Annotated in this window: 12 protein-coding genes; 9 read left to right on the top strand and 3 right to left on the bottom strand. The window is 36.9% G+C overall.

What is annotated here, in order from left to right; genetic code table 11:
• Positions 1–87: 87 nt before the first annotated feature.
• Together ACFIK8_RS02920 and ACFIK8_RS02915 are read right to left on the bottom strand one after the other, a co-directional pair.
• Entirely contained in the window at positions 88–1062 is a 975-nt protein-coding gene (locus ACFIK8_RS02920; RefSeq protein WP_375635698.1) for a phage tail protein, read from the bottom strand.
• A gap of 781 nt (positions 1063–1843) precedes the next feature.
• A complete protein-coding gene (locus tag ACFIK8_RS02915) occupies positions 1844–2014 on the bottom strand; it encodes a hypothetical protein (RefSeq protein ID WP_155914971.1) in 171 nt (56 codons plus the stop codon).
• Between the two features lie 1729 nt (positions 2015–3743).
• Between ACFIK8_RS02915 and thiC the strand changes: the two genes are divergently transcribed.
• The 9 genes from thiC (at position 3744) to ACFIK8_RS02870 (ending at position 15466) form a co-directional block, all read left to right on the top strand.
• Positions 3744–5579, top strand: coding sequence for a phosphomethylpyrimidine synthase ThiC (gene thiC / locus ACFIK8_RS02910; RefSeq protein WP_375635699.1), 1836 nt, complete (start codon positions 3744–3746; stop codon positions 5577–5579).
• Positions 5576–6526, top strand: coding sequence for an FAD-dependent oxidoreductase (locus ACFIK8_RS02905; RefSeq protein WP_375668954.1), 951 nt, complete (start codon positions 5576–5578; stop codon positions 6524–6526). The genes thiC and ACFIK8_RS02905 overlap by 4 nt, the downstream gene beginning before the upstream one ends.
• A gap of 3 nt (positions 6527–6529) precedes the next feature.
• Positions 6530–6727: a sulfur carrier protein ThiS gene (gene thiS, locus ACFIK8_RS02900; RefSeq protein WP_012754917.1), complete on the top strand. Its 198-nt coding sequence runs from the start codon at positions 6530–6532 to the stop codon at positions 6725–6727.
• 4 nt (positions 6728–6731) lie between these two features.
• Complete coding sequence (locus ACFIK8_RS02895; RefSeq protein ID WP_012754916.1) at positions 6732–7505, top strand: thiazole synthase; 774 nt, start codon at positions 6732–6734, stop codon at positions 7503–7505.
• Positions 7502–8107 (top strand): thiamine phosphate synthase, encoded by a 606-nt coding sequence (locus ACFIK8_RS02890; RefSeq protein WP_273723616.1) that lies wholly within the window; start codon positions 7502–7504, stop codon positions 8105–8107. Before ACFIK8_RS02895 ends, ACFIK8_RS02890 begins: the two co-directional genes overlap by 4 nt.
• Positions 8098–8856 carry a hydroxymethylpyrimidine/phosphomethylpyrimidine kinase gene (locus ACFIK8_RS02885; RefSeq protein ID WP_012754914.1) on the top strand — a complete coding sequence of 253 codons (759 nt, stop codon included), beginning with the start codon at positions 8098–8100 and terminating at the stop codon, positions 8854–8856. Before ACFIK8_RS02890 ends, ACFIK8_RS02885 begins: the two co-directional genes overlap by 10 nt.
• Before the next feature lie 475 nt (positions 8857–9331).
• The gene (locus ACFIK8_RS02880; RefSeq protein WP_375635701.1) at positions 9332–10162 is read left to right on the top strand and encodes a uracil-DNA glycosylase family protein; all 831 of its coding nucleotides are present in this window, start codon (positions 9332–9334) and stop codon (positions 10160–10162) included.
• A gap of 69 nt (positions 10163–10231) precedes the next feature.
• Positions 10232–12859 (top strand): aminopeptidase N, encoded by a 2628-nt coding sequence (pepN, locus tag ACFIK8_RS02875; protein ID WP_375668953.1) that lies wholly within the window; start codon positions 10232–10234, stop codon positions 12857–12859.
• Positions 12860–13144: 285 nt separating this feature from the next.
• Positions 13145–15466 carry an ATP-binding protein gene (locus ACFIK8_RS02870; protein WP_026500316.1) on the top strand — a complete coding sequence of 774 codons (2322 nt, stop codon included), beginning with the start codon at positions 13145–13147 and terminating at the stop codon, positions 15464–15466.
• Here the strand turns inward: ACFIK8_RS02870 and ACFIK8_RS02865 are convergent.
• On the bottom strand, positions 15463–15987 hold the full coding sequence (locus ACFIK8_RS02865; RefSeq protein WP_273788414.1) for a methylated-DNA--[protein]-cysteine S-methyltransferase: 525 nt from the start codon (positions 15985–15987) through the stop codon (positions 15463–15465). The genes ACFIK8_RS02870 and ACFIK8_RS02865 overlap by 4 nt on opposite strands.
• Positions 15988–16372: the final 385 nt, after the last annotated feature.

Here is a 16372-nt window from a genome sequence, read left to right as displayed (position 1 = left end):
TCCTCTTCATACGCTAGAAAATAACGCGGAATTGCTCTGCGTTAACAAAATTATCAGGGTGGATGAATTATTATTACTCAAACATACTCATGATTTTATAGCATAGACAACGGTTGCATTAACAGGGCGCGTTTCTGCCTCACCCGTATGGGAAAGAGTTACCTTGTGTGTATGTGCACCAGCAGAACCTGTTCTCCCTTTCAGGGTCGCATTATAAGTATAATGATTCGGTAGTCTCCCAATATCACCAACTGGCCATCCTACCCCTTGATACTCAAAATTATGCGCATGCTCGCCTGCATTTTCAATACTCCCAATATGCGTATGCGATTTTATGCTATCTTGTTGTTCATCTGCAAATTTTCTACCACCATCTAAACCCCGACCATTATCAAAGCCGCGTAAAAACATGCCTCTAAAATCAGGAACTTTAAAAGTTTTATTGCTGTCTTTTCCCCATTTATCACCTATTGCGTTGAATAACTGCGGATAATCTTCACGCTTATAGGCCTTACCATCACACAAAAGCCAACCATTTGGCACATTTTGCATAGCAAATGTTGCAATGAATCCAGAGGGAAAACTTTCTATCTTTGGTGGTGTAGGATTTAATAAGTACCACCCCTCATGCTCTTTTATTAAAACACCATTATTGTATACCATTTCATAAATGCCATCTGTTTGAAGTTCTCCACCTTCTAATGGTATAACCCCCACATCAGTTGCTTTATAGATAAGCTTTTCTCCTATATTATTAACAGTTATTTTTGTCGCGCCAATATTTACACCACAAGCTTTAAAACGTATGACGATATCATTGTTGTATTTCTTTATAGGCGAAACTGTCTTTAAGGTAATTAATGTTGTTTTATCTTCCACATTTACTATAAAGCTTGAATTAATAGATCCACCATTATCTGCAAGATATTCACGCACGCGCTGCATCATCGCCCGTGCACTATCATTAACAGAACTAGGCGGCTGACCTTCTGCCCAATTAATGATACTATCTGAATAAGCATTTTCATCAGCCTTTAGAGACCAATCGTAAATATTAGACATTATAAATCCCCCATTATTTTCATAGTTTTTTTAACAAATTCTCGTTCTGTGCACTAAAATGTGCTGCCGCTGTTGATTGGTACATCATAATCACTGCACCATCCGTATTTACGCATTTTACCTCTCTTCACTCCTTACAATTTAATAACCTAAATTCACCAGATGCTTTTCATAACATTAGTATTAATGTTTTCTCTTCTAATGTGTAATGTAACACCTCATCTGATGTTACTTAATATCTTGTTTTGTTGCTTTGCTGTTGTTATATAATTATTTTTTAAAGCTTGCATCTTGTTGCAAAATTTATAAATACTGTTCAAAATTTTCCTTATTATGGATTTCATACAACCATTATCGAATGTAATAACTTATCATCCACATAGAAAGTTTCTGATTTAAACATTATCTTTTTTTATTTTTTTTCAATAGTTTAAATCTATCGCGTCGATATTTTAAAACAAAAAAACTCTATCTTTTGGCTATCACTTGTATTAAAATTTTAAAAGTTAGCTTCAACTTCGTTGCATGCTTCATTATGTTTTTATTCACATGCAGATGCTTTGTTATATTTTATTCAATTTATTCCTGAAATTGTATTACAAGGTCAGCACCAATGTTTTTTTGAACAAGCTTTTGTCTAATCTAAATGCACCATAGAAAATATATTCAATATGGACATTTCTTCACACTTTCATTGAACTGGAAATGAAATACTTTGAAATACTAAAGAAACACCACACACCCTCACCAAATCTGAAGGTTGTATCCAATCCGGAAAATATTAAAAAACATAACCTAGCACCCTCCCCCAATTTTTATGAACAATACCCTTGTTTTTTAAACGCCCCGTAATCAAATTCTCCCCTCCCGCACTTAGCATATCTCTATATATATTATTATATGTATATTTTTTTTGCAAGAATAATAAATCATTCTCAACAACATCTTGCAATTATTGGTGCTCTTCTCTATTCTTTCCGGCGTTTACCTCATTATTTAGTATAAGTGCACTACTTAAAAATGATTTTTTTACAAGATCTAAAAGATAAACTGTTTTTTATATCTTTCATAATGTTCATAACCAGTTTTATGGTATTAGTGGGACAATGCAAAGCGATTATAGAATGCTATAATAGTGTAGATAAAGAACTTACTAACGAATTTACCTATGAGTCTCTTGTTAACACATTTGTCTATCTCTGGAGTATACCAATCATCTTTTCCTGTATAGCTGCAGCTTTTATATGGCTACCAATTGTAACATTGCTAATAATAGCAATATTAGTGGGAATTTGGTTACTCCTCCTCATAATTCCCTACTTATTCCAAAATTAGTTTTTGGCTTTGTTAATCATTATCATAATAATTCTTTGTTTGCGTTTGTTTTATTTATTACCTATTTTAGTGTTTAAAAATTTTTTTGATGAAAATTTACTCAATTTTTCTCTTGTTCTATTATAATAATAAGAGCACTTCGTTATAATTAGAAAGCTTTTTGTATATAATTAATGATTTTTTATCTGTAATATTGTTGCATGATATCACATGACTATTGAATAACTTTACCTTGAAAACAAAGAGCTTTATGTCTCAGAAAATGAATTTTTGCCTCGTCTTAAGCTAAAACACAGCGCTTTGTGCGCATTTCTATTGCAAACTAATTAATGAATTTACGTAGTACTTTATGCTGAGATACATCCTTTTTCTTTCCTCTCTCTTCCAACTCTTTAAAAGTGTTGATGAAATTTCAAGATGAAAAGCCTTTGTTCATTTTCATCATCATTTTTTAATTCCGCTTTACGATTTTTAAAACATTCAAGGCAATATTATTTTTAATAATAAAGATTAGGTATTGTTTCACGCTTTTGTTTATCGCACTCTTAATGGGAACATCCCCTCATGAAAAATAGAATGCCCCACACAAAATATAATGATATTGCATATCACGCACTTTATTAAAGAAATATTGCTTAAAATATACTCCGTTCATTTTACGACAGCGCACGTCAATGATACAATGATAAGCTATTACAGATCATCATCTTTAAGCTTTTGAAGATACAAGCTGGAACCCATCATACATTTTGTTGGCCCCCACATTGCGATAGTCCTCGCATCTGAGAATGTTCATGAATGACTTTTGGCTTCCTTTCTTCAAGTATTTTGCCCCATATGCTCCCACTTATGACGTGCAAGGAAGTGATTTTATATGAAAAGATGTATGATGAGAGAATCTTATAGTATTCTGAGTTATTATTTTAATATGAAAAAATCTCAATCAGAGCTATAAACTATCTACTTTTTCCTTGATAATCCGTTTTTAACTTTATTCTTGTTTATAAAAGCTTCAATATCACAGTTTATCACTTCATAATATCTATTTTCACTCTTAAAAAACACACCAAAATCGTTTAAATATATTTTTATGATTGACAATATAGATATTTAAGCCAACCATATTCGTATTAGCAAAAATACTTTAAGTGGGAGGAGGCATGCAAATATGAGAATAGATATTGTATCAATTTTTCAAAATAAATTTTCTTGATCTTTATTGGGTTTGCTTTGCTATAAAGCAATACTATTCCTATTCATCCGAATACTCGTGATTGATAATTTGAATACATCCCCATTAACATCGTAACCTATTTTTGAACTCTGTGTCTATAAGGAAAAAGTTTGTGCAGAAAAATACTCCATCAATTAGTTGTAGCCCCTTTCCCGCTTCACGCAAAATTTATCAACAAAGTCCTATCTTTTCTGATGTGCGCGTACCATTGCGTGAAATTTCACTGACTGATGGCAGTGGTGAGAAACCTTTAAACGTTTACGATACTTCTGGCCCCTACACAGATAAAGATATGATCATTGATATTACAAAAGGCTTGCCAGCAATTAGCTTGCCTTGGCTCTCTAAGCGGGATGATACTGAAACTTATCCTGCACGATTAGTAAAACCTGAAGATAATGGATTGGCTTCTGATAAAAACCTTACACCAACATTTAAACAAAAACGTCCCATTTTACGAGCAAAAAATGGCAAAGCAATTACACAAATGGCTTATGCGCGCGCAGGCATTATTACAGCGGAAATGGAATATGTGGCTATACGAGAAAATGAAGGATTAGCAGTAAAAGAACGGCAGAATGTACCATCAAATGAAACATTTTCTGGATCAATACCAGAAATTTATACTGCCGAATTTGTTCGCAATGAAATTGCTTGTGGACGCGCCATTATTCCACAAAACATTAATCATCCAGAGTGCGAACCCATGATTATTGGGCGTAATTTTCGTGTTAAAATTAATGCCAATATTGGCAATTCAGCAGTGACTTCATCTATGGAAGAAGAAGTTGATAAAATGGTTTGGGCCATTCGCTGGGGAGCAGATACAGTTATGGATCTCTCAACAGGTCGAAATATTCATAATATTCGTGAGTGGATTATTCGAAATGCCCCTGTTCCCATTGGGACTGTTCCACTTTATCAAGCACTCGAAAAAGTACAGGGTATTGCCGAAAACTTAACATGGGATATTTTCCGTGATACCCTTATTGAACAAGCAGAGCAAGGTGTTGATTATTTTACCATTCATGCGGGATTAAGATTACCTTTTATCCCTTTAACCGTTGATCGGGTAACAGGTATTGTTTCACGAGGTGGTTCTATTATGGCAAAATGGTGCTTGCATCATCACAAAGAAAGTTTTCTTTATGAACATTTTGATGAAATTTGTGATATTGCACGCACGTATGACATCTCTCTTTCCTTGGGGGATGGATTGCGCCCTGGCTCTATTGCCGATGCCAATGATGAAGCCCAATTTGCAGAGCTTAAAACTTTGGGAGAATTGACAAAAATTGCTTGGGAAAAAGATGTACAGGTTATGATTGAAGGTCCTGGGCATGTCCCAATGCACAAAATTAAAGAAAATATGGAGCAACAATTAGATCTCTGTCACGAGGCGCCTTTTTATACTTTGGGACCTCTTACAACCGACATTGCTCCTGGTTATGATCATATTACATCAGCAATTGGTGCCGCTATGATTGGATGGTTTGGAACAGCTATGTTGTGTTATGTAACACCTAAAGAACACCTAGGACTCCCCGATAGGAATGACGTAAAAACTGGTGTGATCACTTATAAAATTGCTGCTCATGCCGCTGACCTTGCCAAAGGTTTGCCTAGAGCACAATTGCGCGATAATGCTCTTTCGCGTGCACGATTTGATTTTAGATGGCATGATCAATTCAACCTTTCTCTTGATCCGGAAACAGCCAGTGCCTTTCATGATGAGACAATGCCTAAAGAAGCCCATAAATTGGTACATTTTTGTTCCATGTGTGGACCAAAATTCTGTTCTATGCGTATTTCTCATGATATTCGTGAGGCAGCAGCAATAAGAAAAACAAAAGGGGAAGGTATGATCGCCATGGCCGAGAAATATCAGAAAAATGGCGACCTTTATATGGAAATTGTTCCTCCTCAAAAAGAGAAAGTAAACAGTTGAAGAACATTCTTATCAAAGGTGCAGGTGTAGGCGGCTTAACGGTTGCCTTTATGTTACAGCAAAAAGGTGTTTCTGTTACTATATCAGCTCCCCCTCATTCTCCTATAGGAAGTGCTAGTTGGTATGCAGGAGGAATGCTCGCACCTTACTGTGAGAAAGAAAATGCGGAACAGATTGTTGAAGATCTTGGTATACAAGCTATACAGTGGTGGCGTAAAACGCTTCCCAACCTTGTCATACAAAAAGGCACTTTAGTGGTTGCACCTACACGAGATAGAGGAGAGCTTGAACGGTTTTCTGGACGCACGCATAATCACAAAACCATAGATAATATAGAAATAGCTCATCTTGAACCAGATCTTGCGGAACGTTTTAACTGTGCGCTCTTTTATGAAAATGAAGCCCATATTGATCCTCGCAAAGCACTTATGGCTTTAAAAGAAAAGCTTCTCAACAATGGAGCGTGTTTTGTTGATGTAGAGACGGCTGAAACAAATTTTGATATTGTTATTGATGCAACAGGAATAGCACGTTTAGGAAAAGATAAAAATATACGGGGCGTGCGCGGCGAAATGCTTCTCGTGCGCTGCACCGATATTAAAATTTTGCGTCCAATTCGTCTTCTTCATCCACGGTTTCCTCTCTATATTGTACCTCGACAAGATAATATTTTTATGATTGGTGCAACAATGATTGAAAGTAACTTTGATGGTGCAATCTCAGTGAGATCAATGATGGAACTGCTCAACGCGGCTTATACTTTACATCCTGCTTTTGCTGAAGCAGAAATTATTGAATCTGGCGTTGGTGTTCGTCCATGTTATCCTGATAACTTCCCTTCTGTGCATAAAGATGGTAATTGTATTTCTATTAATGGATTTTATAGACATGGTTTTCTTTTGTCTCCAGAAATGGCAAAACGAGCAATGAAATTGGCATTGGAATAAAGCATGCAAATATTTGTTAATGGTGAAACAGTCCAAACAGAAGTTATGACTCTCGGTCTCTTACTTGAAGAATTGGGGTATGAAGGAAATTGGCTTGCAACCGCTGTTAACGCTGAAGTTGTTTCCATAGATGCACGAAGCCAATTTGTCTTGCATGAAGGAGATAAAATTGAAATTTTAAGCCCAATGCAAGGAGGCTAAAATTATGCTGAATCTTTATGGACGACAATTCTCTTCCCGTCTTCTATTAGGTACAGCGCAATATCCTTCACCAGCAATTCTTCGTGATGCTATTCATAAATCGAATACGGAAATTGTGACTGTTTCCTTGCGTCGTGAAACGGCAGGTGGAAAACAAGGTGGACAATTTTGGCAATTTCTTCAAGAACTTGGGGTAACAGTGCTTCCTAATACTGCTGGTTGTTATACTGTTAAAGAGGCCGTAACCACAGCGCAATTAGCAAGAGATCTCTTTAAAACAGCTTGGATTAAACTCGAAGTGATAGGAAACCCAGACACCTTACAGCCAAATATTTTTTCCTTAATCGAAGCAGCGCAAATTTTAAACAATGAAGGTTTCAAAATTTTTGCTTACACAACGGATGATCTCATTGTTGCTGAAAAACTTTTCGACATTGGTTGCCGTGTTATTATGCCTTGGTGTGCTCCTATTGGTTCTGCCAAAGGACCTCATAATACTGATGGATTGCGTTCTATCCGTGCTTACCTTCCTGACGCTACTCTTGTTATTGATGCCGGCATTGGACGCCCATCACATGCCGCCATTGCGATGGAACTCGGTTATGATGCAGTACTGCTTAATACCGCAGTTGCTAAAGCAGGTGATCCTGTCTTAATGGCTGAAGCATTTTCTAAAGCTGTTCAAGCAGGACGTATGGGATATAAAGCTGGCATGATCGAAGCACGCAATGTAGCAGTCCCTTCAACGCCAGTCATTGGAAAAGCAGTATTTTCATGAAACTGGATCCATTTTACCTCATCGTTGATAACGCTGATTGGATTGAACGTTTGCTCCCTCTTGGCATCAAGCTCGTACAATTGCGTATGAAACATGAAAATCAACAAATAATCCGTCAACATATCAAGCGCGCAAAAAACATATGCAATAAATTGGGAGCACAATTAATTATTAATGATCATTGGGAAATAGCAATTGATGAAAAGTGCAATTTTATTCATCTGGGACAAGAAGACCTAAGCAATGCTGATCTTCACGCAATTCGTAAAAGTGGTATAAAAGTTGGTCTTAGTACACATGATGAACATGAATTGGATATCGCACTCTCTGTTAATCCTGAGTATATTGCACTTGGTCCTATTTATCCGACAATCTTAAAAAAAATGAAATGGATGCCGCAAGGACTAGAAAAAATCAAACAATGGAGAAAGCGGATTGGTGCTTTACCTTTGGTGGGTATTGGTGGTTTAACACCAGAACGCGCAGTTGGTGTTTTAAAAGCGGGAGCAAATAGTGCTGCTGTTGTGACTGATATTATCCTCCATAAAAAACCTGAAGAACGTGTCCAACAGTGGATAAAAGTGACACAAACATGGCGTTGATACCTTCCATTCTTATTGTTGCAGGCACGGATCCAACAGGAGGTGCCGGTATTGTTCGTGATATAGAAACCGCTGCACATTTTCAAATAAAAGCAAATTTGGCAATCACTTGTGTTAACGTACAAGATGATAATCGCGTTGCCGAAATCATTCCAATGCGTGAAGACCTCGTCGCTGCGCAAATGCGTGCTGCCCTAGAAGCAAATCCAATAAGCGCAATAAAAATCGGTATGATGGGTACAAAAGCAATTATAACAGCAATCTGTAACGTACTCAAAGACTATCCCCATGTTCCAGTTATTTTGGACCCCGTACTTGTCGCTTCATCAGGAGGAAAACTAACAACGGAAGCAATCATCGACACGATGATCGATAAACTGCTTTCTCATGTTACTCTTTTAACACCGAATAGAGAAGAACTTGCTCTTCTTAGCCAAAGTCCATTGGCATCTCATGATGAGCAAGCAATACAACAAGCAAAAAAACTTTTGTCATTGGGAGCTCGATCTATTTTAGTAAAAGGGGGACATGCAGAGGGTCCTCTTGCAATTGATAGCTTCATTGACAAAACTGAAGTCATAAATATTTCTACGCCACGTTTAAAAGGAACAATGCGAGGAACAGGTTGCATTCTCTCAAGCGCTATTGCTGCGCATTTAGCATTAAATGAACCTCTCATTTCAGCTGTAAAAAAAGCAAAAGCATATATCTACACATTGCTTTTAACCCATTGCAAAAACAGTTTGTAAAGTCTTAGTATTTTCTCATATATCTAATATTTTCTCATATAAAAGTAATATTTATATATCTCATTAATATATTTAATATTTTTAATAAAAATTATTAAAAAAAAAGATAAAAATATAATAATAAAAAATTTATACTTAATTATTACAAATAAAATACTACAAAAATCACTTTCATTAATTATTAAATATAGAATATAATGATCAAAAATGTTATCATACCACTTGCATTCAGTAGAGAATTCTTTTATTATAAAGAGCTTAGTCTGTTTAAAAATTTAAAATAGCGTAATTTAAACAAATTGTACATTTAAAGATGTATATAATCGCGAACACTCGCATTTTACGATTTGCCTTTTTTGTGAAAAGAGAGAATCCTATCAGCGTTCTTGTACATTAATGGCTAGCGAATACATTTATAAAACTTGAAGGATAATTTTGTTTGATCTATAGTTGCTAGATCATTAGAAAAAATAAAATGTTAAATCAAACGCCGTGCTCAATTTCCTATGAAGAACTCTTAAACTTTTATAAAGAAAGTGGTGCGGATGCTGTTCTGACAAATTTCCCTATTAATCGTTTTAAGCAGTCTGCTTGTTCAGAGAGCAAATTAATATCTGTCGTGAACATTTCTCATAATCAACAAACATCTCCCACCGTAAAATCAGATCATCGTCCGCTGCATAACTCTAGGGGGGCTATACAAAATGAACCCACAGCTATAGAGAGTGCAAACAATGCAAAAACACTTGATGAATTAAAATCTGCGCTCCTCGCATTTAATGGCTGTTCACTAAAATTGACAGCAAAAAATACCTGCTTTTCAGATGGAACAGCAGGAAGCCCCCTGATGCTTATAGGCGAAGCACCAGGACGAGAAGAGGATATACAAGGAATTCCTTTTGTGGGAAAAGCAGGGATGTTGCTTAATAAAATCCTCGCATCAATTGGCTTAACAAGAAATAATGTTTACATTGCCAACACTATTCCTTGGCGTCCACCAGGAAATCGTACACCAACACCAAGAGAAGTTGCCTTGTGCCGCCCTTTTATTGAACGGCACATTTATTTAGCGCGTCCTCGTGTACTTATAGCACTGGGAGGCATTGCTGCACAGTTTCTTACGGGATCTCAAAATGGGATTATCCGAACACGAGGGAAATGGCATATTTATGAAAGTGAGGATAATATAAAAATACCTGTTATGCCAACTTTCCACCCTGCCTACCTTCTCCGAACCCCTAGTCAAAAAAAACTTACATGGACAGACTTCTTAGAAGTAAAAAATCGCCTCGATAGCCTTTTGTAATTCTGTAATCTTCTTTGACTCTAAAATTAAACACCTTCTTTAACTCTTAAAATACGAATGGGAAAAACTATGGAACAGCCAACAACATCTATTTATCGTTTGGAAGACTATCAGCCAACCCCTTACGCTATCCCTAAAACACAACTTTCCTTCCAATTGGCACCAACAAAAACCTATGTTACAGCCATATTGTCTATTGAACCCCGTCACAATACAAAAGAATTAACACCTCTTGTTCTTTCTGGTGATGATCTTACTTTAATTTCCGTTTCTATCAATGGTGAGACGTTAGCCCCAAACACTTATAAAGTGACGCCTTCACGTTTAGAAATTACAAACCCACCAGCGGCTCCTTTTACATTGAAATTGGTTACGGAACTGAATCCTGAAAGCAACCGCCAACTTATGGGCCTTTATCTTTCAAATGGTGTTTATTGCACACAATGCGAATCGGAAGGCTTTCGTCGTATTACTTATTTTTACGACCGCCCAGATGTTCTTTCTACCTATAGAGTGAAAATTGAAGCAGATTCCCAAACAATCCCAATCTTGCTTTCAAATGGTAATCTAGTGGAAACAGGAACTTTAGAGAATAATCGCCATTTTGCCATTTGGGAAGATCCTTATCCCAAACCATCTTATCTCTTTGCTTTAGTAGGTGGAGATCTTGATAAGTTAGAAGATCATTTTACAACTGTATCTGGACGACGTATCGAGCTTGGTATCTATGTGGAAAAAGGAAAAACCAAACGCGCAACCTATGCAATGGATGCTCTTAAACGTTCCATGCGTTGGGATGAACAATGTTTTGGGCGCGAATATGATCTTGATGTTTTCAATATTGTTGCTGTGTCCGACTTTAACATGGGAGCAATGGAAAACAAGGGACTTAACGTTTTTAATGATAAATATGTTCTCGCAGATCCTGAAACAGCAACCGATCAAGATTATAGAAATGTTGAACGTGTCATTGCACATGAATATTTCCATAATTGGAGCGGTAATCGTATTACCTGTCGCGATTGGTTTCAACTCTGTTTAAAAGAAGGATTCACTGTTTATCGTGATCAGGAATTTTCATCAGATCAAAATGTACGCAGCCTACAGCGAATTGAAAATATAAAAACATTAAAAGCTACTCAATTTGCCGAAGACGCTGGTCCCCTCGCTCATCCTGTACGTCCTCGTCAATATAGCCAAATTAACAATTTTTACACCACAACTGTTTATGAAAAAGGTGCTGAGGTTGTTCGCATGATACGGACTATTTTAGGACCCTCTCTGTTTCGTAAAGGTACTGATCTTTATTTTCAACGTCATGATGGACAAGCTTGTACAATTGAAGATTTTATCACCTGTTTTGCTGAAGTATCTGGTCAAGACTTTTCCCAATTCATGTTGTGGTATGAACAAGCTGGAACACCAAATGTAGAAATCGATAGTCATTATAGCGATGGTGTTTTAACAATTCATGCAAAGCAACATATTCCGGCAACCCCACAACAAAATACAAAAAAGCCCATGCTTATCCCTATATTATTTGGCTTGTTAGGACCTAATGGAGAAAACCTCACCTATGAAGCGGATACAGATATTCAATCAAACGTTATGCTTTTATCCAAGGAAAACCAAACGTTTACATTAAAGGGTCTGCGTGAAAAACCTGTTTTATCACTGCTTAGAGACTTCTCTGCGCCAATCAATCTACAAACTCCATTCAATGAAAGCGAACTTATTTTTCTTGCACAACATGATGACAATCACATCAATCGCTGGCAATCTCTTAATCATTTAATGACGCAAGCTTTGATTCAAAGCATTCAAGATGAAACAAAAGCAAAAGAGGGGATGCCCTCTGCTTTGATAAAATTGATTGAAGCTATCATTACAGATGAAAGTCTTGAACCTGAGTTTCGTGCATTTTGTTTAAGTTTACCGAGCGAAGTTGAACTTGCCCATACACTTGGTAAAAATGTTGACCCAGAGCGTATTCATCATGTGCGCAATCAGTTTTTAGCTTCGCTCGCACATACACATCAAGGGCTCTTCACAAAATTTTATGGGCAAATGCAAACCAAAGAGCCCTATTCATCAAACACTGTACAAGCTGGAAAGCGAGCATTAAAGAATATAATACTGGATTATCTTTCCATTACTGAGGCCAATCCAAATCGTGCTGCCGCACAATATGCAACAGCTGATAATATGACTGACCGTATGGCTAGTATCGCTGTTCTCGTGAAGCGTTTTAATGAAAGTGAGCAGGCGCAAAATGCCTTAAATGATTTTGAAAACCGCTATCACCATGATCCTTTGGTCATGGATAAATGGTTCTCCATTCAAGCAATGGTTGCAGGGGCATCAACGCTCGAGAATGTTCAAAAGCTCATGCAACACCCGCTATTTTCAAAAGACAATCCCAATCGTGTGCGTTCCCTAATCGGTGTCTTTGCCTCTAACAATCTCACGGGCTTTAACAGGATGGATGGAGCATCTTATCATTTTCTTTGCCAAATCATTTTGGAAATTGACAAAAAAAATCCACAGCTCGCTTCACGATTATTAACGACGATGCGCTCTTGGCGACAATTAGAACCCATTCGACAACAAAAACTTGAAACTGAATTAAAAACAATTGCTGCTGCGCCAAAATTATCAAGCGATGTCGCTGATATTATCAACCGTCTGCTCACTTGAAACGAAAAATTATTTTAAATCAATATTCTATAATATTTTTTAAATAAATTCTACAGACTATTCGATCATCATTAAATCTATAAACAGGCAATCTAAGCCTGTTTATAGATCATGTTTAAAGTGCCTTTTCCTTTTCATATTCCAAGTTCATAGAAGTAAAATTATTTTTTTTAAAAAAAAGACTGGACAGAAGACTCCTGTTTTGATTCATTGCACTCGATGGGGTTACTATGAATATCGAAGCAGTTTTTAAATCACATTATTCCATAATTAAAGGAACTGGAAATGGCTAAATTGGACGCATATCATGCGCCAACGGAGGTGTATACTGATTCAAAATCGAGCGCTCCAAGTCATAAAGCGCAGAAAAAACGTATTCATCTGCTTTCTGGCTCCGCCTATCAAAAGCTTCTCTTTATTGAACCTTGGTTGCGTCGCTCGCTTCCGTTTGTTATTTTAGCATTTCTTATTGTACTTGCATCAATTCGTTTTATATCACTCTATGATTGGCGTAACACGATTGATAAGAACACGCGTTCTACCATCACTCTCTTAGCTTCTCATATTACCAATACAATTAATCATGACTTACTGGCTGTTTCTCAGAAAGGAAAAGTCTCTGCCCTTTCTCATAGTCATTTGCAAAATATCCTCACCACTTTTCGTAATCAAGATCTTATTAATCCTAGCACTCTGATCGCCATTATTGATCAAAAAGGAAATGTCTTAGCTTCATCCAGTTCAGAGATTTCTTTAGGAAAACCTTTGCAAGATTTTATCTCTGACAGCATTGCTTTACAATCTCTTGGACAGCACGTTGGAATTATGAAAATCACAATAGGAAAAGATGCCCCTGCTCTTGCTTCATTTCAGCAAACAGAAAATGGGCAATATGGCGTATTCATTAGCGAAAAAATGCAAGATAGCGCCATGGAATGGCGGAAAATTCTCTCGTTAAATATAACCCTGTTCATTGGAACTAGTGGCGTTATCCTCGCTCTTCTTTATGCTTATTACAACCAAATTGTACGAGCACGCAAAACGGATCTTGTCTCAGAAAAAATTCAAAACCGTATTGATATGGCAATGATGCGTGGACGCTGTGGACTATGGGATTGGAATATGGCAAGTGGACGCGTCTACTGGTCACGAGCAATGTATGAAATGCTGGGCTATGTCCCTCAAGATGCATTGCTCTCAATTTCCCAAATTAGCGCCATTATCAATCCAAATGATGCGAATTTTTTTGATCTTGCTCAGGAATTAATGAGCGGTAAAAAAAAGCATATCGATATTAACGTTCCCATGCGTCATGCCGATGGCCATTATGTCTGGATGCGCATTCGTGCTGAAGTTACTGAAGAAGAAGAACCCCATTTGGTTGGTATTTCCTTCGATATTAGTGAACAGCAACAATTGGCTGAACAAACAGCGCAAGCCGACCTTCGTATCCGTGATGCAATTGAAAACATTTCAGAATCTTTCGTCTTGTGGGATTCAGAAGGACGTTTAGTCATGTCCAACAGCAAATTTTGCGAATATGCTGCTATTCCTAAACAAATTCTACAATCCGGTATCCAACGTGCAACCGTCGAAGCCATGGCACGCCCTGCTATCAGTGAATATCCCCTTAAAGATGATGGTACTGGTAACTTAACCAGTATTCGCCAAACGGCAGATGGTTGTTGGCTCAAAATTAACGAACGGCGGACCCAAGACGGAGGATTGGTTTGTATTGGTACTGACATTTCTGAGCTTAAACAACAACAGGAAAAATTTGAAGACAGTGAAAGGCGTCTTTTTTCTTTTATTCAAGAACTCAAACGTGCTCGAGGAAGTGCTCAACAACGTGCCTCAGAAGTTGAAAAACTTAATAAAAGTCTCAAGGCAGAAAAAGAGCGTGCTGAAAGTGCTAACAAAGCTAAATCAGAGTTTTTGGCTAATATGTCCCATGAATTGCGCACTCCTCTTAACGCTATTCTCGGCTTTTCAGATATCATGTTGCAATCGACTTTTGGACCTCTTGGCTCACAACGCTATAAGGAATATATGCATGATATTTACAATTCGGGAACCCATCTTCTAACCCTTATCAATGACATCCTTGATATGTCAAAAATTGAAGCTGGAAGATTTTCGCTTGATTGTAAAAATACCGATCTTGAGCCCATCATTAGTGAAGCAGTACGAACACTAACGCCTCAAGCTCAAGAAAAAAATATTGTTGTTACAACAAACATTACGCCAGAACTTCATGCTGAAGTTGATGGTCGTGCTATGAAACAGATTTTCCTTAATCTCATCTCTAATGCCGTTAAATTTACGCCTTCTGGCGGAAATATTGATGTTTGCGCTTTCAAGAAAAAAAACAACCTTATTTTTAAAATTACAGATACAGGTGTTGGTATTCCCCAATCAGCAATTAAAAAACTTGGGCAACCTTTTGAACAAGTTGAAAATCAGCTTACTAAATCTCACACGGGCTCAGGTCTTGGCTTAGCCATTTCACGCTCCTTGCTAGAACTCCACAAAGGAAAACTTGAAATTACCTCAAAAGAAATGAAAGGGACAACTGTAACGATTATAATGCCCATCACACAAAATTAAATTCCTCCATTTTGTTCTCGTTGTAGCAAAATCTGTTTCCGTTTGGATCCCCAACGATACCCTGAAATAAAACCATTTTTACGCACAACACGATGACACGGAATGATAACAGCCAATTCGTTACGTGCACACGCATTAGCAACGGCACGAAAAGCGTTCGGTATACCAATACGGCATGCTAAGACTTCATATGAAATTGTTTCACCACATGGTATATCACATAATACTGCCCATACTTGTCGTTGAAAAACTGTACCATTTATATCTAAGGGAAAATTATATTTTTTGACCAACTTAGGTGTTTCTATCATAGCTATAATATGAGCAACTTCTCTCTTAAATGTATTGTCACCTACAACTTGTTGTGCATTGCCAAATCGTATCGTAAACTCCTGTAATAATTGTTCTATAGTATCTCCTAACGCTATATAACAAATCCCTTTTTGAGACCTAGCCACCAAAAGCTTTCCTATTGATACATCTTTCAGACAGAATATTCTCGTTTGGGAAATGTTCAGCATTTTAGCCTTCTTTATATTTTTAAATATTTTTGAACATCATCCATAAAGTAAAGAGAGAGTATTCACTATCTTTTAACAGCAAACAAAATCATTCTGAAATTATCTCCTTAGCCATTGTATTAAAATACACTCTCACCCTTTTATGAAATGGAAATATACATCAATTGACTTTCTTCCTACCCTAAAACGGAAAATTCGACCAGAACAGATCTATCAACAATCTTGCTTTTTATATAACAGATTCCAAATAAGACCATTTCATATGGTTTATTTCACAAGCTCTCTAAAAACAAATCCCGCCCTGAATTCTATCATATACTCTAACAAAAAACACCTTAATGTGGTAAATTTTCATACCTTATATCACAGCTCTAAACGGCAGTAT

Source organism: Bartonella sp. MR168JLCBS (assembly GCF_042194175.1).
This window is presented reverse-complemented; position numbering and strand designations above follow the sequence as displayed.

What these genes read in the sequence shown, in the direction of transcription:
- thiS (WP_012754917.1), top strand. Translation starts at nt 6,530, where the DNA reads ATGCAAATATTTGTTAATGGTGAAACAGTCCAAACAGAAGTTATGACT.
- ACFIK8_RS02895 (WP_012754916.1), top strand. Translation starts at nt 6,732, where the DNA reads ATGCTGAATCTTTATGGACGACAATTCTCTTCCCGTCTTCTATTAGGT.
- ACFIK8_RS02880 (WP_375635701.1), top strand. Translation starts at nt 9,332, where the DNA reads ATGTTAAATCAAACGCCGTGCTCAATTTCCTATGAAGAACTCTTAAAC.
- ACFIK8_RS02885 (WP_012754914.1), top strand. Translation starts at nt 8,098, where the DNA reads ATGGCGTTGATACCTTCCATTCTTATTGTTGCAGGCACGGATCCAACA.
- ACFIK8_RS02890 (WP_273723616.1), top strand. Translation starts at nt 7,502, where the DNA reads ATGAAACTGGATCCATTTTACCTCATCGTTGATAACGCTGATTGGATT.
- ACFIK8_RS02870 (WP_026500316.1), top strand. Translation starts at nt 13,145, where the DNA reads ATGGCTAAATTGGACGCATATCATGCGCCAACGGAGGTGTATACTGAT.
- ACFIK8_RS02865 (WP_273788414.1), bottom strand. Translation starts at nt 15,987, where the DNA reads ATGCTGAACATTTCCCAAACGAGAATATTCTGTCTGAAAGATGTATCA.
- pepN (WP_375668953.1), top strand. Translation starts at nt 10,232, where the DNA reads ATGGAACAGCCAACAACATCTATTTATCGTTTGGAAGACTATCAGCCA.
- ACFIK8_RS02920 (WP_375635698.1), bottom strand. Translation starts at nt 1,062, where the DNA reads ATGTCTAATATTTACGATTGGTCTCTAAAGGCTGATGAAAATGCTTAT.